General features: G+C 53.7%; 21 protein-coding genes. 12 read left to right on the top strand and 9 right to left on the bottom strand.

All coding sequences use genetic code 11. The features are described 5' to 3' along the window. The first annotated feature begins 10 nt into the window (after positions 1-10). Both HV302_RS12185 and HV302_RS12190 read left to right on the top strand, forming a co-directional pair. Positions 11-547, top strand: coding sequence for a helix-turn-helix domain-containing protein (locus HV302_RS12185; protein ID WP_016153160.1), 537 nt, complete (start codon positions 11-13; stop codon positions 545-547). A gap of 79 nt (positions 548-626) precedes the next feature. After that, a complete protein-coding gene (locus HV302_RS12190; RefSeq protein ID WP_181627387.1) occupies positions 627-2,588 on the top strand; it encodes a peptidase U32 family protein in 1,962 nt (653 codons plus the stop codon). Positions 2,589-2,591: 3 nt separating this feature from the next. On the opposite strand, the gene HV302_RS12195 is transcribed toward HV302_RS12190, so the two are convergent. The 4 genes from HV302_RS12195 to HV302_RS12210 form a co-directional block, all read right to left on the bottom strand. After that, positions 2,592-2,822, bottom strand: coding sequence for a DUF2554 family protein (locus tag HV302_RS12195; protein WP_016153158.1), 231 nt, complete (start codon positions 2,820-2,822; stop codon positions 2,592-2,594). A gap of 189 nt (positions 2,823-3,011) precedes the next feature. Then, positions 3,012-3,137, bottom strand: a complete 126-nt coding sequence (locus HV302_RS12200; protein WP_003020230.1) for a DUF2474 domain-containing protein — start codon at positions 3,135-3,137, stop codon at positions 3,012-3,014. Further along, entirely contained in the window at positions 3,137-4,147 is a 1,011-nt protein-coding gene (gene cydB / locus HV302_RS12205) for a cytochrome d ubiquinol oxidase subunit II (RefSeq protein WP_016153157.1), read from the bottom strand. Before cydB ends, HV302_RS12200 begins: the two co-directional genes overlap by 1 nt. After that, positions 4,147-5,550, bottom strand: coding sequence for a cytochrome ubiquinol oxidase subunit I (locus HV302_RS12210; RefSeq protein WP_016153156.1), 1,404 nt, complete (start codon positions 5,548-5,550; stop codon positions 4,147-4,149). The genes cydB and HV302_RS12210 overlap by 1 nt, the downstream gene beginning before the upstream one ends. 263 nt (positions 5,551-5,813) lie before the next feature. On the opposite strand from HV302_RS12210, the gene HV302_RS12215 reads away from it, so the two are divergent. From HV302_RS12215 to patD, 8 genes are all read left to right on the top strand, one after another. Beyond that, positions 5,814-6,002, top strand: coding sequence for a type II toxin-antitoxin system HicA family toxin (locus HV302_RS12215; RefSeq protein ID WP_181627388.1), 189 nt, complete (start codon positions 5,814-5,816; stop codon positions 6,000-6,002). 31 nt (positions 6,003-6,033) lie between these two features. After that, positions 6,034-6,450 carry a type II toxin-antitoxin system HicB family antitoxin gene (locus HV302_RS12220; protein ID WP_131341011.1) on the top strand — a complete coding sequence of 139 codons (417 nt, stop codon included), beginning with the start codon at positions 6,034-6,036 and terminating at the stop codon, positions 6,448-6,450. A gap of 92 nt (positions 6,451-6,542) precedes the next feature. Continuing rightward, the gene (locus HV302_RS12225) at positions 6,543-7,952 is read left to right on the top strand and encodes an aminotransferase-like domain-containing protein (RefSeq protein WP_019076828.1); all 1,410 of its coding nucleotides are present in this window, start codon (positions 6,543-6,545) and stop codon (positions 7,950-7,952) included. Positions 7,953-8,281: 329 nt separating this feature from the next. Next, positions 8,282-9,427 carry a putative ABC transporter substrate-binding protein YdcS gene (gene ydcS / locus HV302_RS12230; RefSeq protein ID WP_181627389.1) on the top strand — a complete coding sequence of 382 codons (1,146 nt, stop codon included), beginning with the start codon at positions 8,282-8,284 and terminating at the stop codon, positions 9,425-9,427. A gap of 16 nt (positions 9,428-9,443) precedes the next feature. After that, positions 9,444-10,460 (top strand): ABC transporter ATP-binding protein, encoded by a 1,017-nt coding sequence (locus HV302_RS12235; RefSeq protein ID WP_016153153.1) that lies wholly within the window; start codon positions 9,444-9,446, stop codon positions 10,458-10,460. Beyond that, complete coding sequence (locus tag HV302_RS12240; protein ID WP_016153152.1) at positions 10,461-11,405, top strand: ABC transporter permease; 945 nt, start codon at positions 10,461-10,463, stop codon at positions 11,403-11,405. Further along, on the top strand, positions 11,395-12,201 hold the full coding sequence (locus tag HV302_RS12245; protein WP_003020204.1) for an ABC transporter permease: 807 nt from the start codon (positions 11,395-11,397) through the stop codon (positions 12,199-12,201). The genes HV302_RS12240 and HV302_RS12245 overlap by 11 nt, the downstream gene beginning before the upstream one ends. Positions 12,202-12,222: 21 nt before the next feature. Then, on the top strand, positions 12,223-13,650 hold the full coding sequence (patD, locus tag HV302_RS12250; protein WP_016156580.1) for an aminobutyraldehyde dehydrogenase: 1,428 nt from the start codon (positions 12,223-12,225) through the stop codon (positions 13,648-13,650). Positions 13,651-13,843: 193 nt separating this feature from the next. Here patD and HV302_RS12255 read toward each other — a convergent pair whose 3' ends face one another. After that, positions 13,844-14,971 (bottom strand): multidrug effflux MFS transporter, encoded by a 1,128-nt coding sequence (locus tag HV302_RS12255; RefSeq protein WP_181627390.1) that lies wholly within the window; start codon positions 14,969-14,971, stop codon positions 13,844-13,846. Positions 14,972-15,072: 101 nt separating this feature from the next. Between HV302_RS12255 and HV302_RS12260 the strand changes: the two genes are divergently transcribed. Further along, entirely contained in the window at positions 15,073-15,852 is a 780-nt protein-coding gene (locus tag HV302_RS12260) for an AraC family transcriptional regulator (RefSeq protein ID WP_181627391.1), read from the top strand. A gap of 119 nt (positions 15,853-15,971) precedes the next feature. Here HV302_RS12260 and yncL read toward each other — a convergent pair whose 3' ends face one another. Then, positions 15,972-16,067: a stress response membrane protein YncL gene (gene yncL, locus HV302_RS12265; protein ID WP_071524268.1), complete on the bottom strand. Its 96-nt coding sequence runs from the start codon at positions 16,065-16,067 to the stop codon at positions 15,972-15,974. Between the two features lie 192 nt (positions 16,068-16,259). Here yncL and HV302_RS12270 point away from each other — a divergent pair, with 192 nt between their 5' ends. Further along, the gene (locus tag HV302_RS12270) at positions 16,260-16,433 is read left to right on the top strand and encodes a GhoT/OrtT family toxin (protein WP_016153148.1); all 174 of its coding nucleotides are present in this window, start codon (positions 16,260-16,262) and stop codon (positions 16,431-16,433) included. A gap of 19 nt (positions 16,434-16,452) precedes the next feature. On the opposite strand, the gene HV302_RS12275 is transcribed toward HV302_RS12270, so the two are convergent. From HV302_RS12275 to HV302_RS12285, 3 genes are read right to left on the bottom strand one after another with little or no spacing between them, the layout of a single operon-like run. Beyond that, a complete protein-coding gene (locus HV302_RS12275) occupies positions 16,453-18,612 on the bottom strand; it encodes a virulence factor SrfC family protein (RefSeq protein WP_181627392.1) in 2,160 nt (719 codons plus the stop codon). After that, positions 18,609-21,590 carry a virulence factor SrfB gene (locus tag HV302_RS12280; RefSeq protein ID WP_046275606.1) on the bottom strand — a complete coding sequence of 994 codons (2,982 nt, stop codon included), beginning with the start codon at positions 21,588-21,590 and terminating at the stop codon, positions 18,609-18,611. Before HV302_RS12280 ends, HV302_RS12275 begins: the two co-directional genes overlap by 4 nt. Before the next feature lie 4 nt (positions 21,591-21,594). After that, positions 21,595-22,902, bottom strand: a complete 1,308-nt coding sequence (locus tag HV302_RS12285; RefSeq protein WP_181627393.1) for an SrfA family protein — start codon at positions 22,900-22,902, stop codon at positions 21,595-21,597. Positions 22,903-23,145: the final 243 nt, after the last annotated feature.

The raw sequence follows: 23,145 nt of genomic DNA on the forward strand, positions 1-23,145 counted from the left end.
AAGGCGAAAAATGGAAAACTTAACCCACTATCTGGCCACAACGCTCCGCACGCTACGTCACCAGCGGGAATGGAGCCTGTCACGTTTGGCGGAGGAAACCGGCGTGTCAAAAGCCATGTTGGGGCAGATTGAGCGCAATGAATCCAGCCCAACGGTGGCGACATTGTGGAAAATTGCCACCGGACTGAACGTGCCATTCTCGACGTTTATTTCACCGCCAGAGTCAGACGGCGCGCCAACATTCGATCCCCAGCAGCAGGCGATGGTCGTCACGCCATTGTTTCCGTGGGACCCACAGCTGTGCTTCGATCATTTTTCGATACAGCTGGCACCTGGCGCACTCAGTGAATCGACTCCGCATGAAACCGGCGTTATAGAGCACGTGGTGGTGATAAATGGGCTGCTGGATATGTGTATTGAGGGGCAGTGGCGCACCATGAAATCCGGCGAGGGGGTGCGTTTTGCGGGAGACAGGGCGCATAGCTACCGTAACAGTAGCGAACAAACGGTTCACTTTCATTCCCTGATCCATTACCCGCGCGGTTAGTCGGGAAAACTATTCCGAAAATCCGCGCTTGTGACTACAATAGCCGCCATTTTTACCACTTGTGGATGGTAACAACTGTATGCGCCAGCAGCCTCATCACCTTGAATTGTTAAGCCCGGCCCGGGATACCGCCATTGCACGTGAAGCCATTTTGCACGGCGCTGACGCCGTTTACATTGGCGGACCGGGTTTTGGCGCGCGTCATAACGCCAGTAACAGCCTGAAAGATATCGCCGAACTGGTGCCGTTTGCGCATCGTTACGGGGCGAAAATCTTTGTGACGCTAAATACAATCTTGCATGATGATGAGCTGGAGCCCGCACAGCGATTAATTACCGATCTGTATCAGACCGGCGTTGACGCCCTGATTGTGCAGGATATGGGGATTCTGGAGCTGGATATCCCTCCCATTGAGCTGCACGCCAGCACCCAATGTGATATTCGCAGCGTCGAGAAGGCGAAGTTTCTTTCTGACGTCGGATTCACCCAAATTGTCCTCGCGCGCGAACTGAGCCTTGAGCAGATAAACGCCATTCATCAGGCTACGGATGCGACTATTGAATTTTTCATTCACGGTGCGCTGTGCGTCGCCTATTCAGGCCAGTGTTATATTTCACATGCGCAAACCGGACGTAGCGCTAACCGCGGTGACTGTTCTCAGGCTTGTCGCCTGCCGTATACCCTGAAAGACGATCAGGGGCGCGTGGTGTCCTATGAAAAACATCTGCTGTCGATGAAAGATAACGATCAGACCGCCAACCTCGGCGCGTTGATTGACGCAGGCGTGCGCTCCTTCAAAATTGAAGGGCGCTATAAAGACATGAGCTATGTGAAGAATATTACCGCGCATTATCGTCAGATGCTGGACGCCATTATTGAAGAGCGCGGCGATCTTGCACGTTCTTCAGCCGGGCGTACCGAACATTTCTTTACTCCATCCACGGAAAAGACCTTCCATCGCGGCAGCACCGATTATTTTGTGAATGCCCGTAAGGGGGATATCGGCGCATTCGACTCACCAAAGTTCATCGGTCTGCCGGTTGGCGAAGTCCTGAAGGTGGCAAAAGATCATCTCGATGTTGAGGTAGCAGAACCGCTGGCCAACGGGGATGGTCTGAACGTGTTAATCAAGCGTGAGGTCGTCGGATTTCGCGCCAATACCGTTGAAAAAACGGGGCACAATCGTTATCGGGTGTGGCCGAATGAAATGCCCGCCGATCTGCACAAAGTGCGCGCCAACCATCCGCTGAACCGCAATCTCGATCATAACTGGCAGCAAGCGTTGACCAAAACCTCCAGCGAACGCCGCGTCGCGGTCGATATTGAGCTGGGCGGCTGGCAGGAACAGTTGATCCTGACGCTCACCAGTGAGGAGGGGGTGAGTATCACCCATACGCTGGACGGCCAGTTTGAGGAAGCGAACAATGCAGAAAAAGCGTTGAGCAACCTGCAGGATGGCCTGGCAAAACTGGGACAAACGCTGTATTACGCCCGTAATATTCAGGTGAATCTGCCGGGAGCATTGTTCGTGCCGAACGGTCAACTGAATCAGCTGCGACGTGAAGCGGTCGACATGCTGGATGCAGCTCGTTTGCAAAACTATCAGCGCGGTCGCCGTAAACCGGTTGCCCAGCCGGCGCCGGTTTACCCGCAAACGCATCTGAGCTTTCTGGCTAACGTCTATAACCATAAAGCGCGAGAGTTTTATCACCGTTATGGCGTGCAGTTGATTGATGCCGCCTATGAGGCGCATCAAGAAAAGGGCGATGTGCCGGTGATGATCACCAAACATTGCCTGCGTTTTGCGTTTAACCTGTGTCCGAAACAGGCGAAAGGAAATATCAAAAGCTGGAAAGCCACGCCGATGCAGCTGGTTAACGGCGATGAGGTCCTGACGCTGAAATTTGATTGCCGACCGTGCGAAATGCACGTGATCGGCAAGATGAAACATCACATTCTGAAGATGCCGTTGCCGGGCAGCGTGGTGGCTTCCGTCAGCCCTGAAGAACTGCTGAAAACGTTGCCAAAGCGTAAAAGCTAACGGTTAGCTCTGATGTGTATCGGGTTTGCGTGATTTTTGCCAGTAATGGTGTTCGCGAAGATCGGCGGCGGATTCTTCCGCCGTCATTCGTAGTTCATCGCTGTCGGCCGTGTGTCGTAATAAGTGATCGGCATCCTGCACCTGAAGATATTCATGTCCCTGATTAGTAGCGAGAAGCTGACCGGAAAAAAGCGCGCTGGCCAGCAATAACACCGTTAACCCTTTCTTAAACATCATGCACCCTCTGGTACGTTAGCTGCGGAATTGACGATAATTTCGCCAGGTGACTATTCAATATTTTAATCGGGTTAATGACAATCTCTGTTTTGTCATTTCGATGTTTTTTACATTTTTGTTTAGATAACGTTGGGATTTGTCACAACCGGGCAGTGCAGCGCTGCCCGGTTGTTATCAGGGAGAGAATCAGGATTTAAATCCGGCGGCCGTCATCAGGAGACGAAAGAACATACCAACGGCGGCCAGGGCCAGCACGCTGCCGCCCCAGAGGATCACCAGCCACATCAGGCGTTTCCAGATTGTTTGTTGCATCAATGATACCCCTCACCATGTTGAACTTTGCCGCGGAAAACGTAGTAGCTCCAGAAGGTGTACACCAGGATTATCGGGATAATCAGCAGCGCGCCAACCAACATAAAGCCCTGACTCTGCGCCGGAGCTGCCGCCTGCCACAGCGTAATGGACGGTGGAATGATGTGGGGCCAGATACTGATCCCCAGCCCGCTGAACCCGAGAAAAATCAGCCCCAGCGTCAATACAAAAGGCAGCGTATGGCTGTTTTGCTGACCCAGCGAGCGCCACAGCCAGAGGCTAATCAGCGCAACCAGGAGCGGAACCGGCATCAGGAACCACAGATTGGGCAGGCTAAACCAACGCTCGGCAATGGCGCTGTGCGCCAGCGGCGTCCACAGGCTGATAATGGCAATGACAACCAGCATCGCCAGCAGCAGTTTTCTTGCCACGCAGCGCATTTTATCCTGCAACGGATTTTCGCTTTTCATCACCAGCCATGTTGCCCCCAACAGGGCGTAGGCTACAACCAGGCCCACGCCGCAGAACAGGGTAAAGGGGGTAAGCCAGTCGAAAGGACCGCCGCTGTAGCTGCGTCCGGTGACGGAAAATCCATTGAGTACGGCACCGACCACTATACCCTGAGTGAATGTCGCGAGGATTGAACCGCCGAGAAAAGCTTTGTCCCAGAATGGTCGATGCGCCGGCGTGGCTTTGAAGCGAAACTCAAACGCGACGCCGCGAAATATCAGGCCGATGAGCATCAGGGTCAACGGGATCGTCAGCGCATCGACAATCACCGCATAGGCCAGGGGAAAAGCGCCGAATAATCCGGCGCCACCCAACACCAGCCAGGTTTCATTACCGTCCCATACCGGGGCGACGCTGTTGACCATCACATCGCGGTCATCCGCATCCGAAATCGCAGGGAATAAAATACCGATCCCGAGATCAAAACCGTCCATCACGATATACATCAGCGTGGCGAACACGATAATTACAAACCAGATAACTGATAAATCGATACCCATTAGCGGTGTGCCTCCGGTTGAGAATCGAGAACGACAGCAGAAAGCGGCCGTGCCGGCGTGCCTGTTGGTGGAATGGTCGGCTCATCTTCCTGTGGTCCTTTACGGATCAGGCGGATCATGTAGCTGTAACCCACGCCAAACACCGAGCTATACACCACAAAGAAAGACAGTAGGCTGATGCTCATATGTAAATCACCATGTGCGGAAACCGCATCCGCCGTACGTTGCAAACCGTAAACCACCCACGGCTGACGGCCAACTTCGGTGGTCACCCAGCCAGCAAGGATGGCAATCAGACCGGAGGGCCCCATCCACAATGCAAAGCGCAGGAAAGGACGTGAGGTGTATAGCCGCTCCTTATAACGCAGCCACAGGGCAAACGCGCCCAGCAGGATCATCAGCATGCCTAACCCTGCCATAATGCGAAACGACCAGAACACGATGGTGGAATTGGGCCTGTCTTCCTTCGGAAATTCTTTTAACGCCGGGACCTGTTTATCCAGACTATGAGTCAGGATCAGGCTGCCCAGCGCCGGGATTTCCAGCCCATAGCGGGTGCGCTCCTGCTCCATATCCGGCCAGCCGAACAACAGCAGCGGGGTCGGTTCACCGGGCGGATTTTCCCAGTGTCCTTCAATCGCCGCAATTTTTGCAGGCTGGTGCTTCAGCGTATTCAACCCGTGCATATCGCCAATTAAGGCCTGCAGCGGAGCGACGATTAACGTCATCCACAGCGCCATTGAAAACATAGCGCGAATTGCTGGCGTGCTATTACCGCGCAATAAATGCCATGCGGCTGAAGCCGCGACAAACAGCGCGCTGCTCAGGAAGGCGGCAACGGACATATGCAGCAAACGATAAGGGAATGACGGATTGAAAATCACGGCGAACCAGTCGACGGGAACGACTTGCCCGTTAACAATTTCATAGCCCTGTGGCGTTTGCATCCAGCTGTTGGAGGCGAGGATCCAGAAGGTAGAAATAATAGTACCCAGCGCAACCATACAGGTCGCGAAGAAGTGAAGCCCTGGGCCAACCCGGTTCCAGCCAAACAGCATTACCCCGAGGAAGCCCGCTTCGAGGAAGAAGGCGGTTAATACTTCATAGGTCAGCAGCGGCCCGGTGATGCTACCGGCGAACTCAGAAAAACCACTCCAGTTCGTGCCGAACTGATAAGCCATCACCAGCCCGGAAACCACGCCCATACCAAAGTTTACGGCGAATATTTTCGACCAGAAATGGTATAGCGAGCGCCAGGTCGGATTTTTCGTTTTTAACCATAACCCTTCGAGCACCGCCAGATAACTGGCGAGGCCAATGGTAATCGCCGGAAAGATGATGTGAAAGGATACCGTAAACGCGAACTGGATCCTCGCCAGGTGAAACGCGTCAAGACCGAACATGCTTAGCTCCGCAGGCAAAATTGATTTGGCGCAATTCTAAGGCTGCGAAGCAATGGAAGGCAGAAACAGAACAGTTCTTTTTAACCATAACAGTTGTCGTGCTGTTATAGGTTAGCCTGGCTGATATGAAATCTGGAACCTGGATTCCTGTTATTGAATCGCGTCCTCCCCACGCGAGTGATTTTACGCTATCACTAGCGAGGTAATGAAAAGGTAATCATAAATGTTTACTTTGTGCGTATAATAGACGACAGGGAGGCGCAGTGAAGCAAAGTGAGTTCAGACGCTGGCTTGAATCTCAGGGAGTGGCTGTTACAAACGGCTCAAATCATCTGAAGTTGAGGTATCAGGAAAGGCGTAGCGTTATGCCCAGGCATCCTGGTGATGAAATAAAAGAAGCCTTGCGAAAATCGATCCTGAAGCAGCTTGGTTTACAGTCATCATCAATATGAGGTTAATTATATGAGAGATTTTGAAAAAATCATGCGTTATCCCGTTAATCTAATCCCCGCCGTGGAAGGTGGATTCGTGGTTTCCTTCCCGGATATTCCTGAAGCATTAACCCAGGGCGAAACCCGTCATGGGGCTTTGCAGGCTGCGCAGTCTGCATTGGTGACCGCTTTTGAATTCTATTTCGACGATAACGAACCGATTCCTTTACCTTCGGCGGTTGGCGCTGAAGGTGACTATGTGGAAATCCCCCTGAGCATTGCGTCGAAGGTTCTTTTGTTAAATGCCTTTCTTGAATCAAAAATCACCCAGCAGGAGCTGGCAAACAGGATCGGCAGGCCTAAGCAGGAAATTACCCGTTTGTTCGATTTAAAGCACGCGACAAAAATTGATGCTGTGCAAATAGCTGCACGCGCCTTAGGCAAGGAGCTGTCAGTAACGATGTTGTAAAACTGTTAACTATAACAGTTATAAAAAATGCCCTGATTATGTAAACTGATATATACAGTGCGTGTCACCGACACCGATTATCAGGACGAAAAATGAAAAAATACCAGCGACTGGCTGAGCAAATTCGCGATCAAATCGCGTCTGGCGTATGGCAGCCCGGCGATCGCTTGCCATCCTTGCGCGAGCAGGTGGTCAGCAGCGGCATGAGTTTTATGACCGTCGGACATGCATATCAGTTGCTGGAAAGTCAGGGCCGGATTATCGCCCGGCCGCAGTCGGGTTACTATGTTGCCGCGCGCCCTGAACGTGAGCTGGCAGCGCCGCAGGCGCAGGTGATGCGCGATGAAGCGGTGGATATCAACACCTATATTTTTGATATGCTGCAGGCCAGCCGGGATGCGTCAGTGATGCCATTTGCCTCTGCATTCCCTGACCCGCGTCTGTTTCCCCTCCAGCAGTTGAACCGCTCGCTGGCGCAGGTCAGTAAAACCGCGACCGCCATGAGCGTGATAGAAAACCTGCCGCCGGGAAATGATGAGCTGCGCCATGCCATTGCCCGCCGCTATGCTCAACAGGGGATGACCATTTCACCTGATGAAATTGTCATCACTACCGGTGCGCTGGATGCCCTCAACCTGAGCCTGCAGGCAGTTACCGAACCGGGAGACTGGGTGATTGTCGAAAATCCCTGCTTCTATGGGGCGTTGCAGGCCCTGGAGCGATTACGGCTGAAGGCGCTTTCAATTGCCACCGACGTGAAAGAGGGGATCGATCTTACCGCGCTGGAGCAAGCGTTGCAGGAGTATCCGGTAAAAGCCTGCTGGCTGATGACCAACAGCCAAAATCCGTTGGGCTTTACGCTCAGCCCAGAGAAAAAGGCGCACCTGGTCGCATTGCTGGAAAAATATCATGTAATGCTGATAGAAGATGATGTCTACAGCGAGCTGTACTTTGGTCGCGAAAAACCACTGCCTGCCAAAGCCTGGGATCGCGCCGACAGCGTTTTGCATTGTTCATCCTTCTCGAAGTGCCTGGTGCCCGGATTTCGCGTGGGCTGGGTGGCGGCCGGGAAGCATGCTCGACGTATTCAGCGACTCCAGCTCATGAGCACGTTATCCACCAGTTCCCCCATGCAGCTTGCGCTCGTGGATTATCTGTCAACCCGGCGCTATGACGCGCATCTGCGCCGCTTACGCCGTCAACTGGCGGAACGCAAACAGCAGGCCTGGCAAACGTTGCTGCGTCATCTTCCGGCGGAAGTCAAAATTCACCATAACGACAGCGGCTATTTTCTGTGGCTGGAACTGCCAGAACCGCTTGATGCAGGCGTGCTCAGCACCCAGGCACTGGCGCACCATATCAGCATTGCACCGGGAAAAATGTTTTCGACCTCGGGGAGCTGGACTCGTTTTTTTCGCTTTAATACCGCATGGCACTGGGGAGAGCGTGAGGAACAGGCTGTGAAACAGCTGGGAAAATTAATTCGCGAGATGATGAAATAAAACGTAACGCGCTATTCAATATAAAAGAATAGCGCGTTCTTATTTTCGAAATAGAGAATACCTAACCCCGATGTTATTTATATCGGGTGCTACCATACAAAAAATCAATAGTTCTTACTATTGCCACCGTTGCACCTAACTCCTTGTCTATACTCCAGAAGATTAAAGCTCCCGATCAGCGTCAGTAGCGTAATGAGCGTTAGCTCACAACCTGATTAAATTTCCTTGCGCCAGCAGGAACGCTTACAACACCCCGACTATTTTTAGGAAAGGACATATATTTACGGCAAGGCTGCCGCTCAATATTTTTTAGACAGGAGTAAGACGTTATGAGCAAGCAGTTTGCCCTCAGTAGCCTGTGCGCACTCAGTATGACGCTGATGACTGCACAGGCAGCCGAACCCCCGACATCCTTAGATAAACCGGAAGGCCGTCTGGATATTATTGCCTGGCCGGGCTACATCGAACGTGGACAGACCGATAAACAATATGATTGGGTCTCGCAGTTTGAGAAAGAGACCGGCTGCGCGGTCAATGTTAAAACAGCGGCCACTTCTGATGAAATGGTCAGCCTGATGGCAAAAGGCGGCTACGACCTGGTTACCGCTTCCGGTGATGCCTCATTGCGTCTGATTATGGGAAAACGCGTTCAGCCGATTAATACCGCGCTGATCCCTAACTGGAAAAGCATCGATCCGCGCGTGGTAAAAGGCGAGTGGTTTAACGTTGGCGGAAAAGTTTACGGCACACCGTACCAGTGGGGGCCAAACCTGCTGATGTACAACACCAAAATTTTCCCAACGCCGCCGGATAGCTGGAACGTGGTATTTGTTGAGCAAAAACTTGGGGACGGAAAAAGCAATAAAGGGCGCGTTCAAGCCTACGATGGCCCGATCTATATTGCCGATGCTGCATTATTCGTTAAGGCGACTCAGCCGCAACTGGGCATTACCGATCCCTATCAGCTCACCGAACAACAGTATCAGGCGGTGATCAAAGTTCTGAGCGATCAGCACGCGCTGATCCATCGCTATTGGCACGATACCACCGTGCAAATGAGCGACTTCAAAAACGAAGGTGTGGTGGCGTCCAGCGCCTGGCCTTATCAGGCGAACGCCCTGAAAGGAGAAGGCCAGCCTATTGCCACGGTCTTCCCAAAAGAAGGGGTTACCGGATGGGCTGATACCACCATGCTGCACAGCGAAGCCAAACACCCGGTGTGCGCTTACAAATGGATGAACTGGTCATTAACCCCGAAAGTTCAGGGCGACGTCGCAGCCTGGTTTGGTTCTCTGCCAGTCGTGCCTGAAGGTTGTAAAGCCAGCCCGCTGCTGGGTGAAAAGGGCTGTGAAACCAACGGCTATAGCTACTTTGACAAAATTGCCTTCTGGAAAACGACGATCGCAGAAGGTGGCAAATTCGTTCCTTACAGTCGCTGGACGCAGGATTACATCGCCATTATGGGCGGTCGTTAATTCCGCTGGGGGTTTTATGACGTACGCAGTGGAGTTTCATAACGTCTCGCGTCTGTACGGGGATGTTCGTGCAGTTGATGGGGTGAGTATTGCGATTAACGACGGTGAGTTTTTCTCTATGCTGGGGCCATCCGGCTCCGGCAAGACCACTTGTCTGCGCCTTATTGCAGGGTTTGAGCAACTGTCAGGCGGCGCAATCACCATTTTTGGTAAGCAGGCCAGCGAATTGCCGCCCTGGGAACGGGACGTCAATACGGTATTTCAGGATTATGCGCTATTCCCGCATATGTCGATTCTCGACAATGTCGCCTACGGGCTGATGGTCAAAGGTATTGATAAAAAACAGCGTCACGCAAAAGCACGTGAAGCGCTGGATAAGGTTGCGCTCGGTTTTGTTTATGAACGCAAACCATCGCAACTTTCCGGTGGTCAGCGGCAACGCGTGGCGATTGCCCGCGCGCTGGTCAATGAACCGCGCGTCCTGCTGTTGGATGAACCGCTCGGGGCATTGGATCTTAAGCTGCGTGAGCAGATGCAGCTGGAACTGAAAAAGCTACAGCAATCCCTGGGTATCACCTTCATTTTTGTCACCCACGATCAGGGTGAAGCCCTGTCGATGTCCGATCGTGTGGCGGTGTTTAATAATGGTCGCATCGAACAGGTGGATTCTCCGCGTGAACTGTACATGCGTCCGCGCACACCGTTTGTGGCAAGTTTCGTCGGGACGTCAAATGTTTTTGATGAAACGATGTCAGCGAACGTTTGCGGGCTACAGGGTATGTTTTCCCTGCGTCCGGAACACATTCGCTTGAATGATAGCAGTGGCGAAGTCCAGGCCCGGGGGGTTATCCAGGCAGTGCAGTACCAGGGTGCCGCGACACGTTTTGAGCTGAAACTTGTCGGCGGTGAAAAATTGCTGGTTAGCCAGGCGAACCTGACGGGAGAAATGCTGCCAACAACGCTGTCGCCGGGTCAACAGGTGATGGCATCGTGGTCACGCGACGTGATGGTACCGCTGGTTGAGGAGAGGTGAATGGCTATGAATGTCTTACATTCGCCTCCACAGTCGACAAGTCTGAACCGGATCTCAGGGTTCTTCTGGCGTAATCCGGGTCTGGGGCTGTTTTTGCTGCTCCTCGGACCGCTGATGTGGTTTGGGATCGTCTACTTCGGCTCATTACTGACGCTGTTGTGGCAAGGTTTTTATACCTTCGATGATTTTACCATGTCGGTCACGCCCGATCTGACGTTGGCGAATTTGCAGGCGCTGTTTAATCCCGCCAACTACGACATCATTTTGCGTACTCTGACGATGGCGGTGGCGGTCACCATTGCCAGCGCGATTCTGGCGTTTCCGATGGCGTGGTATATGGCGCGATATACCAGTGGCAAAATGAAAGCCTTTTTTTACATTGCTGTGATGTTGCCGATGTGGGCCAGCTACATTGTTAAAGCCTACGCATGGACGTTACTGTTGGCTAAAGACGGGGTGGCGCAGTGGTTTTTAACCCATCTGGGGCTGGAGCCTCTGCTGCTTTCGTTCCTGACGCTGCCTGCGGTCGGCGGCAATACGTTATCGACTTCAGGGTTAGGGCGTTTTCTGGTGTTCGTCTACATCTGGCTGCCGTTTATGATCCTGCCGGTACAGGCCGCGCTGGAGAGACTTCCGCCTTCGCTCTTACAGGCCTCCGCTGATTTGGGCGCTCGTCCGCATCAGACTTTCCGCTATGTAGTCCTGCCACTGGCGATACCCGGTATCGCGGCGGGGTCGATCTTTACCTTCTCTCTGACGTTGGGCGATTTTATCGTGCCGCAACTGGTGGGGCCGCCAGGCTATTTCATCGGCAATATGGTGTATTCGCAACAAGGGGCGATCGGCAACATGCCGATGGCGGCGGCATTTACTCTGGTGCCGATTGTATTAATCGCACTGTATCTGGCGTTCGTGAAGCGTCTGGGAGCTTTCGATGCACTCTGAACGCGCGCCCTGGTTACTCAAACTGGCGGCATGGGGCGGGGTTATTTTCCTGCACTTTCCCATCCTCATCATCGCCACCTATGCTTTTAATACTGAGGAGGCTGCTTTTAGTTTTCCACCGCAGGGGTTAACGCTGAAGTGGTTTAGCGTTGCGGCGCAACGTAGCGATATTCTGGAATCGGTGACGTTGTCACTTAAAATTGCTGCATTGTCGACGGCCATTGCTCTCGTTCTGGGGACGCTGGCCGCTGCCGCACTGTGGCGCAGGGACTTTTTTGGTAAAAGCGCAATATCGCTGTTGCTGCTGTTGCCGATCGCGCTGCCGGGGATTATTACCGGTCTGGCGCTACTGACGGCGTTTAAAACTATCAACCTGGAACCCGGTTTTCTCACCATCGTGGTCGGCCATGCGACGTTTTGCGTGGTGGTGGTATTTAACAACGTCGTGGCGCGTTTTCGCCGTACCTCATGGAGTCTGGTTGAAGCGTCTATGGATCTTGGCGCCAACGGCTGGCAAACCTTTCGTTATGTCGTGCTGCCAAACCTGGCATCGGCACTGCTGGCGGGAGGGATGCTAGCGTTTGCTTTGTCGTTTGATGAAATCATCGTGACAACGTTCACCGCCGGACATGAAAGAACACTTCCTTTGTGGCTGCTCAATCAACTGGGTCGACCACGAGATGTGCCTGTCACCAACGTTGTGGCATTGCTGGTAATGCTGGTGACAACACTGCCAATTTTAGGGGCCTGGTGGCTAACGCGTGAAGGCGACACTCTCGCCGGAAACGGTAAATAAACGACGATATGGGAAATTGCTATGCAACATCAATTACTGATTAATGGCGAGCTGGTCAACGGTGAAGGTGAAAAGCAGCCAGTCTATAACCCTGCCACTGGAGAACGCATTCTGGAGATTGCCGAGGCGTCAGCCGGGCAGGTTGATGCGGCGGTACGTGCAGCAGACAGCGCATTTGCCACCTGGGGACAAACCACACCGAAAGTTCGTTCCGAACTGCTGCTGAAACTGGCGGATGCTATCGCCGATAACGCGCAAACCTTCGCTGAGCTGGAATCGCTTAACTGTGGTAAGCCGCTGCACTGTGTCCTTAACGATGAAATTCCGGCAATCGTCGACGTTTTCCGCTTCTTCGCCGGGGCAGCCCGTACCCTGCAAGGACAGGCGGCCGGAGAGTATCTGGAAGGGCATACGTCGATGATTCGTCGGGATCCGCTGGGCGTGGTGGCCTCTATCGCGCCGTGGAACTACCCGCTGATGATGGCGGCGTGGAAACTGGCACCGGCGCTGGCGGCGGGTAACTGTGTGGTGATTAAACCGTCAGAAATTACCCCGCTAACGGCACTTAAACTGGCTGAATTTGCCAAAGATATTTATCCGCCTGGCGTTATCAACGTGCTGTTTGGCCGTGGCAAAACGGTGGGTGACCCGCTGACCGGTCATGAAAAAGTCCGGATGGTTTCCCTGACCGGCTCCATTGCGACCGGTGAACACATTATCCAGCACACCGCGCCTTCGATTAAGCGCACACATATGGAGCTGGGCGGCAAAGCCCCGGTCATCATTTTTGATGATGCCGATCTGGATGCGGTGGTGAGCGGCGTGCGAACCTTCGGGTATTACAACGCCGGGCAAGACTGTACCGCCGCTTGTCGAATCTATGCCCAGAAAGGCATTTATGACGCGTTGGTTGAGAAACTCGGTGCCGCGGTTGCCAGTCTGAAAATCGGTGCACCGAATGACGAATCGACGGAGCTGGGGCCGGTAAGCTCGCAGGCGCACCTCGATCGCGTGACTAAAGCGGTCGATGAAGCCAAAGCACTGGGGCATATCAAAGTCATCACCGGTGGTAAAAAAGTGGACGGCGCAGGCTACTACTTTGCTCCGACGCTGCTGGCCGGGGCGAAGCAGGAAGATGCTATCGTGCAGCGGGAAGTTTTCGGTCCGGTGGTCAGCGTCACCGTATTTGAGGATGAAGATCAGGTGCTGGCGTGGGCTAACGATTCGAAATACGGCCTGGCATCCTCCGTCTGGACTCGGGATGTGGGGCGCGCGCATCGATTTAGCGCTCGCCTGCAGTATGGTTGCACCTGGGTCAATACCCACTTCACGCTGGTCAGCGAGATGCCGCACGGCGGACAAAAACAGTCTGGTTATGGCAAGGATATGTCGGTTTACGGGCTGGAAGATTACACGATTGTTCGCCATGTCATGATCAAGCATGAGTAATATCTGAAGCGCGAGCAATAAATGCGGCACGGATAGCTAAATACTGGCAAACGTGTGTCTATATTATTCGCGCCACTGGCCTCGTCGCCATCGGACGGCGGTAAGTTGGAAATATCCGCGAGGTCAGGCTATTAATACAACAAAGCCCCGGCTTATTAATGTCAGGGCTTTGTGGTGCAGGAGCGTCATCCGGTTATCCGCGGCGCAAGCTGCAAATCCAGGCGAGTAGCGCACAGACGCTCAGAACCAGCCCCAGTTGTTGCACCATGCCTGCCACCCCCAGCATCATTCCCAGCAACAGGTAATAGCTTAATCCGAATAATGCACCGGCGGCCCCGGCCTGTTCACGATAGTGGCGTAGGGCCTGACTCAGCACATTAGGGATCGCGATGCCATAGGCAATCACCGCGCCGAAAACCGGTATCAGAATCCACGCGGAGTGCTGTAACCACCACGCGGCGAGGCCTGACAATGCTGCCAGCGCACAGGCATAACGTACCCTCTGTTCCGACGTCAGGTCTGTCGTCAATAATCTCCGGTTCAGCAGGCTGCCCGACAGCGAAGCAAACGCAAGTAGTCCCCCCGTCCAGCCAAAGGCTCTGGAACTCCATCCCAATTGCCCGAAAAGAAACGGAGCCAGGCTGTAATAGCTAAACAGCATGGTGTTCAGCAGCGCAACCAGCATGGTATTTTTCCACAGCTCGCGGTCACGCATCATGCGGGAGAGCAGTGCAGCAAGGCTGGGGCTGAGCGTATTTTCGGGCCGGGTTTCTGGCAGCATGGTCGCAGTCAGTAGTAGCAGTAGCAGCGCCAGCAGCACAAGGGCAATAAATACACCGGTATGACCATACAGGCTAACCAACCAACCTCCGCTTAGCAGGCCGAAAACGGGACTCAATGCCAGCGCAGCGCCCATCACGGAAAAGACGCGGGATAACGCAGTTGATTCATAAGTGTCCCGTAACATGGTCTGTACCACCACTGACCCGGCAGCCGCGCCGATGGCTGAGATCATCCGTGCCAGCAGCAAAACGTTGAAGTCAGTGGCAACCACGGCCAGGGCACAACCTGACCCATAGCAGATAAGTCCTGCCAGCATCGCCCAACGTCGACCGAGGCAGTCGCTCAGCCAACCCCACATCGCCACGCCGATGGCGAAGGCAATAAAATAAACGGAGAGTGTTTGCGCCGCGCGCTCACTGCTTACGTGATAAGACGTAGCGATTCCTGGCAATGCCGGGCTATAAATAGTTTCCACCAGTTGCGGAAACATAATCAGCAAAGTAAGAAGCCACAGTGGCGGGCGGCGAAGAGTGTTCATAGCAATATCCAGAGAGACAGAAAACTGGCGGGCATTATTGCTGAAAGGGAGGTGTCGCATTACCATTATCAAGACTTTAAATATCAAATATCGGACAGATAATGGAAATTGCCCCGGATGATGATTTCGATGCGGATAGCTTTGATAAACCGGTAATCGGGATTGCCTCCGAGATGGGCGTACACGATTCCGGCCGGCATAGCCATCTTCGTCATCAGCTACTTTTTTCGGCAGCGGGAAGCATTACGATTGAGCTGGAGCATGCCCTGTGTCTGCTACCGCCACGGCGCGCGGTCTGGATCCCGGCTGGTACGGTACATCGCGCCATAATGCGCGGGGTGATGGCTTATCGTTCGTTGTATTTTTCAACTACATTGCCGTTATCTACGTTACCGCTGCAGATAGTCGACGTTAATCCTCTCTTTTTTGAAGTAATAGAACGTATGGCTTTCTGGCCGTGGGAAATGCCTGCCGCGCAGCAGGCCAGTCTTATCACCGTTTTCTGTGAGGAAATGCGGGCCGCCCGCAGTGAAAACTGGACGTTGCGGTTTCCCTCAGATCCACGGCTGAACGTGTGGCTTGAAGGAGTACGTATGGGCGAATTGCCACCACGACTAAATCAATTATCCCAACGGGTTGGGGCATGCGAGAGGACGATCAGTCGAATATTTACCAGGGATACCGGGATGAATTATCAGAGCTGGCGGCAGCAATTTAGACTATTAAAAGCCATGGAGATGCTGGCTGACGGGGGGCAGATCAGCCAGGTGGCGCAATATCTGGAATTTGTCAGTGACAGTGCTTTTATCGCTTTTTTCCATCAGCATACCGGCACAACACCGAGCCGTTATGCGGGCAATATAATGCCGCAGAAGGATTAGGGGTATTACATACTAAGGATAATTTACCGGGTGGCAGGAGAGTGGGAAAATCGTGTACTAATGGCAGAGAGAAGAGCCTCTCTGCCAGCGGACGCTGCAATTAATCAAGAAGAACGACATCAAGCAAACCAGCCAAACCTTGCGGAAATCAGACTGAAAAGTCCTACAGCAGCAAATATATTTATCAGCACCACAGTTTTACTGGAAACATTCATTTGTGCCACCTTTCGTTTTAACCCTTATGGGTATAGTACGGGTTATAACTATCCGCAATAGTACGGATTCTGAACATAATGAAAACGGCTTGTTTTACCGGCGTTTCTCTTAAAATAATTAATAAAACTTGATGTAGGTCATGAAAAAGAGCATATTGCGCGCGATTTTACCTTTCGGCCCGGATGCCTGACATGTCTCTGTACCAAAAAATGTTGGTTTTTTATGCGGTGATGGCCGCTATCACGGCAATCATCACCTGGTTTCTTTCCCGCGATAAAAAGCGGATTCGTTTTCTCAGCGCGGTATTAGTCGGGGCGACCTGGCCGATGAGTTTTCCCGTCGCGTTAATGTTTTCTCTCTTCTGATGACGGCGTAAACGCCGTTTCAGGAGGAAAGCAGGGCATCTAATCGTTTTTTGTCGGCTGCGCAAACATCCATTGGATGCTGATATCCCACGTTTTCATTGGCGCGGGTATACAAAGCGACCAGCCAGTCGTAAACGTAACGGCTTGCGCCATGCGAAGGTTGTTCATCCAGTTTCGTCAACCGTAACATCGGCTGTTGCGCCGGGGCACTAAAAATAGCCGATCCTTTTTGGATCCTGCTGGCCGGACGCTGTTCCTCTGCCACGCTGGCAAATCCAAGCCAGGTAATAAAATCCCCAATATCGGCGTGAAGCTGCGCGGCGCAGACGTTTTCTCGCTGCATAATGCGCTGTAAGCGTTGCGGCATTTCCAGCCGATAGCTGGTGGTGACGAGGATATCAGCAACCTGCCTTAGCGTACGCGGCTCGAGACGTAAACGGCGCGCATTATTTTCATCGCGACACCACTGGCGCACGTGGTTAACCCACATTTTGTGCGCCTGATACCCGGTCTCTTTGCTTTCCGGCGAGTGCGGTGTGTCACGCACCTCGGCAAACAGGTCAATCTCTTCATTAAATAATCCGCTCACCTGTTCCTCGCGCGGCTGCTGAACACGCAGCAGCGACTCAAATAGGCGCATCGGCGGGAGCAAACCGTCCAGGAGTTCGCCATGCTTTGCCGCCTGGGCCTGGAGCTGGCGGATCACCGACTCATTGCTACCCGATTCGGTTTCAACGGGATTAATCCAGCCGATCAGGGTTTCGCGTACACGCTGCTGGTGCTGCTCACGCAGGGAGGTCAATCTCGTCTGGCGTTGCTGGGGCGAGGTTGCCTGAGTCAGCCATTCGACGAGGCGTTGTAAGCTGTGTTTATCCAGCGCCTGCAGCGTGCCCCAGTGCAGTCCGGGCTTGCCCATTAATTGCTGCACAGATTCATCAAGATTTTGCTGAGTGCTAAACCGCGCATCCTGCGGAGTAATGGCCCAGACCACTCCCGGCAATGCGGCGTCATGTACGGGCTGAGTGTCGTTAACCCAGCCCAGTAGTTTGCGGGTGATGGCGGGCGTCTGGGAGCGGGTAGATACCGCATTACAGATTAAAAGTACATCCGGTTGCAGATGCTGGCGATAATGTTCCAGCATCCAGCCTAATTTGGCCTGCCACAATGGATGGGGATGAACATCCGGGGCGAGGGGAATATCCAGCAGATCGACATTTTCCAGTACCGCGTCTTCAACTGTCAGGACCAGCTCGCGCGTGAGCAGCGCCAGCGAAGCCTGAGAAAGGCTGACCGCATTGAGCAACTGATCATTTTCTATTGGATGAACCACCACATCGCTTTGCGCCTCATTCCCGTTCAATGCTACCTGAGTCAGGAAACTCTCGGCAGGTAAACCAAAATGGTCAACCAGCAGGCTCAGCGGAGCCGCGAGTTCTTGCGCGCTCCCGGTTTGTTGCAGCGTATGCGCCAGCGCCAACCACTGTTGCGTCAACTCTGGTTGTTCTCCCCACAGTAACGCCCAGGCGTTTGCCCGAGTAGTCAGATCCAGAGCGGGTAGCAGCGTGGCAAACTGATGCCATAGCGCGTCGTCAAATTGCTGCTGTCTGGCCGGTACGCAGGCGCGCCAGAAACGGCCAATTGCCGCGACATCCTGCGCAGTAATGCCCGGCACCGGATGACGCTGGCGCAACGTTTGCCATTTTTCCAGGCGCGCCTCAATAATCGATTTCTCGACCTGGCGGTTGTCCGCAAGCGCACAGAACTGGGTAATAAATAGCTGTACCAGTTCGGCTTCACTGAGTAGCCGCAGGCGCAACGGCCATTCACCATCGAGCGGATTTTCATCACGCGTAAAGCGGATCGCCATATTGGTTGGCGCATGACCAGGATTAATATGTGAAAAGTAATCAAAGCTGCGATCCGGGGTAACGATATTCACTTTGCCATTGGCGTTGCTGCACAATGCTGTGAGCAGGTGCGCTTTTGCCGATTGCGAATGTCCGTAAAGCCCAACGCATCCTCGCGATGAAAAGGTTGTCTTCAATGCAGACTCATTAACGGCGGCCAGGGTGAGCTGTGCCAACAGGGCATCCGCTTCATTATCAAGACGCGCCGCACGCTGACGGGTATCAGTTACCCACTCGATGGCGGCCTGCGCGGTGTTTAACATCTTACTCATTTCAGGTACACGCTCCCGCTATCAATCCAGTAATGGCTCCCGCTATGGCGTCGGTCTGCCAGCGTATTCAGTTTTAACGTTAAGGCATTGGCGGCAACGGGAGTGCCATCCTGTAACCACGCATCGCTCAGTACGAAAAATTCCGGGCCGCTTTCTTTGCTACCACCGCGTAGCTGCAGCCGTACATTCAACACGCCATCTCCGGCGATGGTTTTTGCCAGTTCGGCAGAATTTATGCTGAGCGTATACAGCGGTGTGGCAGGCCAACGGCTGTTGGCCAGTTGGCGGAAACCTAACGTAACGTTGCCGCGCAATGGGAAGTGCAGGCGGGCATCCAGTTTCGCGCCGGGCTTATCCAGATCGATATCGTGATACCAGATGTTCTCATCACGCAGCGTATTGACCGTATTATCCAACACGCCGAGATAACGTACGGTCGAGTAAGCGCCGATATCGGCAGCTTTAAAGTTGAAACGCGGCAAGCGTAGATCCAGCGCCAGGCTACACAACATGGCACCAACTGCTGCGGTGGATTTGGGGTTACCAATCCGCCCTTGTTGGCTAAATGGATACCACTCATGTACGCGGTAGTTATCCATCCAGATCATACGATTAACCGGAACGGGCTGCAGATGGCGGATCAACGCTTGTACGCCCGGCAAACAGGCGGGTCTGCCGGTCACTAATAAAATATCGCAGCGATAGTGTGAAATAGCCTCACAGACCGCGTGCAGTGGGGAGGTCAGGGTAAACTGGCCCGCCAGTAACGCTTCTTGTAACTGCCTGAACTGCACCTGTAACGGCACGCTCAACACATCAAACGCTGGCGATCCCGCAGGTAACGCATGATCGATAGCCTGCTGGATGTAATTCAGCACGTTGCGCGTTGGTTGCTGGCTCAGGAGTTCGCCAAAGGTGGCATGCAGACCCGCTACCGGATCGTTAATATCACTTTGTTCCCAGGCTGAAAGTACCGCATGACCGAGCGGCATAAAGAGTTGTAACGCCGTTTGTTGACGCAAAATCGCCTGGGTGTCGATGCGCCCGGAATCGCCAAATAGCGTGGCCAGCAATGCGGCGGCGTCGGTCACGCCAGCCTGTTGCAGACGGGTTTGCAGCGCAGGCAACACGCAACGCTGAATCACGTCCAGCAGCATGTCATCGCCCGCAACCTTAAAGCCTTCACGGAACAGCAGGTGCGGGGTAATTTTGACGTTTGTACCCACGCCGTCATCAAGCTGGTAATGGACGACGGCCATATCCGTTGTCCCGCCGCCAATGTCGATCGATGCCACGCGCAGCGCACGACCTTTAGTCTCACCAGGCTCCGGCAGACGGTCCGGGCGGGCAAGGGCGTTAAAGAACGATTCGGTGTGACCATCGTAGTGAGAGATAGCTTCGTTATACAGCCACACCAGTTGCCCGCAGCTGGCCTCATCCCATTCCATCTGGATCTCAGGTACGGGAACCACGCTCTTTTCCTGCTGTTTACGGGTGGTGAAGTCTTCATCCTGCGGGTGCCAGCCCATTGCTTTCCAGACCAACGCAATAGCTTCAAACATGCGCAGGCGGAAAATCTCGCGCTCCTGTTTGGGCATCGCCGACGGCAGGGTCAGGATCAGCGTACGCAACTGACGAGGAGATGCCGGGAATCCGAGGCGCAAACGCGTCGCCACGCTGTTAATTTGCCCCAGCGCCTGGGCCAGTATTTCGCACAACATATGCGTCATCAGCGTACTGCGGCTGTATTGCGGTGAGAATACCGGCAGACGATCATCCTGCGGCAGGCTGAACAGCGGTTGCCCGTCATCGTTCATCAGGTTCATCAGCGGGAAGGCGGTAGCCAGTGGTTCGCGCTGGGTTTTGCCATTCATCTGGCTAAAGCGCCAGTCATGCAACACAGGCGTTTCGTCCCACAGATAACGGCGCGGGCTGGAGATCCCACTGCTGCCTTCAGTGCCCATGCGCTGCATCGCCAGCTTTCGGGCTTCATCGCCAACGCGGACAATCGACGGCCAGATAAAGGCATCATCACGACCGCTCTCCACGGAAAAGTGCTGCTTACCAAAACGTGCTTCGGAAAACTCCAGTCGGCTGGTGAACAACGGATCGTTGAGAAACTGTGGCTCGCTTAACGAACGCACCTGCAATTCGGCTGTCTGGCGCAGTCCGTCATTGGCATCCCCGTGATCTTCAATCAGGACGCCACAGGTATGGGTGTTACCGATATCCAGGATAAGATCAACGGGAATGGCGGGCGTGCTAAGGGTATGCGTGACCAGTTTCACTTCCGGAACGGAAAGCTGCTCGCCTAACAGGGTCAGCACATTCAGCCAGTGCGCCTGATATTCAAAGTTACGCAGCGCCTGCTGGATCTCTTGTTCTGAGCGGTTCTCATGCTGTGTGACATGATGCATAAAGGATTCGCGCAACCAGCCGTCAATCCAGGTCTGGTCGAGGAAATCGGCAATTTCGTTGTCATGCCAGGCCAGCGCAAATCGCGTACCGTTCAGCAGGTCATTTTCGTTGGGGGTTAACGCCGCAGGGGCATTTTCAGTGAGCTGGCTGTCCAGCGCCACGGTGACGCGGTGGGTGTTGCCCGCGCTGTCAGGTTGCGCCAGCTTTCGCACCTGTACGCGCGCCCAGTTATCCGGGCCTTCAACGAACGTACGCGGCGGATTAAAGCGCAGGAACGGCAGCGGCAGCCAGACACCGTCGAGCACGTCCAGCGAATAATGCAGCTTCTGGGTGCTTTCCGGCTTCACCACTTCGGGCTGACCGCCGGTGCTGCCAGGTAAGGTATAACGTCCGGTTGTCAGATCGAAATCCAGCCGCAGCAGGGGACCGTTTGCCGTTTTGCGCACAAAGCGGCCATGATGCGCAGATTCCTGCGGCGTCAGGCCAAAATCCAGAAATTGCACACCGCTATTGGCGATAAGCGTCACGCTCTGTTTGTAGTCACACAGATTCACCAACATAAAATCAGGCACCTATCTTTTTGATCGTCAGAGGGATTTCCGCGTGATCGTCATAACGTGCGGTACAGGCGGCGACGTCATTGGTTCCCGCTTTGCAGGTAATTTCCGGCATCGGATAACGTGACCCGTCCGTACAACGGGCATTCCCGCGACTCTTAATCATTAATTCACCTGACTGATGCAAACCGGAGAAAATCTCGGCACGACAAACAATATTGTCGCCATGAACCACGCGCGCCGTGCCTTTATTGGCCTGGATCTGATAGCGCAGCGACGGCGCTTTACCGCTAACTGGATCTTTAACATCAACCATTACGCGCCAGTTACCGTTGAGAAAACGCGTAGTTCCTGCCTTCATCTGGTTGGCATCCATCACCAGCGCATCTTTTGGAATCGCGGCGATCACGACCGGTCCCTCGACAGGTTTTTCTTTTTTGGCAGCCGGAACCACTTCAGCCCGATGCAGCGGCAGTGCAGATGTCAGTTCTGGCAGCGGTGCCATTTCTGCCTTAGCGACGACTCTTGGGGGAACAGCGGGTACGGGCGGGGTGGTCTGTTGCTTCCACAGCAGCGGCCCAACCATGGCTGCAATGATCACCGCGGCAACGGGCAGGCTCCACAGCGGCAGGCGGCGTGCGGGTTTCTTCTGTGCGAGCGGCGGCGAGACTTCAGGTTCGTTAACAACGACCGGGGGTTGTGGTTCAGGTTCAGCCGGTTTAGGTAGCTCAACCACTGGAGTCAACAAAGGCGCCTCGGCCTCGGCGAAGGTGATTTGGGCAGTGATTTCTTCTTCCGGCTCAGGCTCCGCTACGGTGACGACCGGAGGAATATCGGCAAGGCCCAGGCAATCGAGCACATCGTCGCGAGGATTTTCATTCAGATTGACGAAACCCCAGAACGTAATAACGGGTTTACCTTCAACCAGAAACACGTGATTCTCACCAGGAAACTGGATGGCTTTTTCCAGCAGGGAGCCAAACAGTTGCAGGGAGGTTTTACCCGATTGCAGACTTTTACGGCTCAGCGCCGCCGCATTTTCCAGCGTGCTCCCCAGATAGCGCAGCGCACGAAAACGGGCCTCTTCATCAGCGGCTTTCCATGCAACAGCTTTCCCTTCAATCGGCGAATACCAGTCAACGCGATCGCCGTTGTCGTTAATTTGTGGGATCGCCAGACAATCCACCATCGCCTGCTGTTTACGCAGGCGAAGCGTTTCACGAATTTGCAATGCTGAATCAAACACGGCCTGACCACCGCCGCCCACGGCCTGATAGTCATCCAAATTGCCGCTGCGCAAGAGAGTTTTTGCCACGTTGTTACCCCTTAGACTTCTTCACGTATCTACTTTACGTTTTATAAAAACGAGCAAACGGTGGAAGAGAGGCAAAAAGGGGCGAATTTTCATGGCATAGAGTGCCGGGAAAAATCTTGACGTTTTGAAAAAGACTTAAGGGAAATTAATTCGCTTAGGGTGATGAATTATTCAGCGAAATACACCGAATTAGAATAACCTGATAGTGATTTGTTATTGGTCAGTTTTTGTCAGCTATGCTCT

The organism is Citrobacter sp. RHBSTW-00859 (assembly GCF_013729795.1).
Classification (GTDB): domain Bacteria; phylum Pseudomonadota; class Gammaproteobacteria; order Enterobacterales; family Enterobacteriaceae; genus Citrobacter; species Citrobacter braakii.

Excerpts from the sequence above, each read along its gene's own strand:
- HV302_RS12195 (WP_016153158.1), bottom strand. The coding sequence starts at position 2,822 with ATGTTTAAGAAAGGGTTAACGGTGTTATTGCTGGCCAGCGCGCTTTTT.
- HV302_RS12255 (WP_181627390.1), bottom strand. The coding sequence starts at position 14,971 with ATGAACACTCTTCGCCGCCCGCCACTGTGGCTTCTTACTTTGCTGATT.
- HV302_RS12200 (WP_003020230.1), bottom strand. The coding sequence starts at position 3,137 with ATGCAACAAACAATCTGGAAACGCCTGATGTGGCTGGTGATCCTCTGG.
- HV302_RS12270 (WP_016153148.1), top strand. The coding sequence starts at position 16,260 with ATGTCTCTGTACCAAAAAATGTTGGTTTTTTATGCGGTGATGGCCGCT.
- HV302_RS12235 (WP_016153153.1), top strand. The coding sequence starts at position 9,444 with ATGACGTACGCAGTGGAGTTTCATAACGTCTCGCGTCTGTACGGGGAT.
- HV302_RS12240 (WP_016153152.1), top strand. The coding sequence starts at position 10,461 with ATGGCTATGAATGTCTTACATTCGCCTCCACAGTCGACAAGTCTGAAC.
- HV302_RS12245 (WP_003020204.1), top strand. The coding sequence starts at position 11,395 with ATGCACTCTGAACGCGCGCCCTGGTTACTCAAACTGGCGGCATGGGGC.
- HV302_RS12280 (WP_046275606.1), bottom strand. The coding sequence starts at position 21,590 with ATGTTGGTGAATCTGTGTGACTACAAACAGAGCGTGACGCTTATCGCC.
- cydB (WP_016153157.1), bottom strand. The coding sequence starts at position 4,147 with ATGGGTATCGATTTATCAGTTATCTGGTTTGTAATTATCGTGTTCGCC.
- HV302_RS12275 (WP_181627392.1), bottom strand. The coding sequence starts at position 18,612 with ATGAGTAAGATGTTAAACACCGCGCAGGCCGCCATCGAGTGGGTAACT.
- ydcS (WP_181627389.1), top strand. The coding sequence starts at position 8,282 with ATGAGCAAGCAGTTTGCCCTCAGTAGCCTGTGCGCACTCAGTATGACG.
- HV302_RS12260 (WP_181627391.1), top strand. The coding sequence starts at position 15,073 with ATGGAAATTGCCCCGGATGATGATTTCGATGCGGATAGCTTTGATAAA.
- HV302_RS12225 (WP_019076828.1), top strand. The coding sequence starts at position 6,543 with ATGAAAAAATACCAGCGACTGGCTGAGCAAATTCGCGATCAAATCGCG.
- HV302_RS12185 (WP_016153160.1), top strand. The coding sequence starts at position 11 with ATGGAAAACTTAACCCACTATCTGGCCACAACGCTCCGCACGCTACGT.
- HV302_RS12210 (WP_016153156.1), bottom strand. The coding sequence starts at position 5,550 with ATGTTCGGTCTTGACGCGTTTCACCTGGCGAGGATCCAGTTCGCGTTT.
- yncL (WP_071524268.1), bottom strand. The coding sequence starts at position 16,067 with ATGAATGTTTCCAGTAAAACTGTGGTGCTGATAAATATATTTGCTGCT.
- HV302_RS12190 (WP_181627387.1), top strand. The coding sequence starts at position 627 with ATGCGCCAGCAGCCTCATCACCTTGAATTGTTAAGCCCGGCCCGGGAT.
- HV302_RS12220 (WP_131341011.1), top strand. The coding sequence starts at position 6,034 with ATGCGTTATCCCGTTAATCTAATCCCCGCCGTGGAAGGTGGATTCGTG.
- patD (WP_016156580.1), top strand. The coding sequence starts at position 12,223 with ATGCAACATCAATTACTGATTAATGGCGAGCTGGTCAACGGTGAAGGT.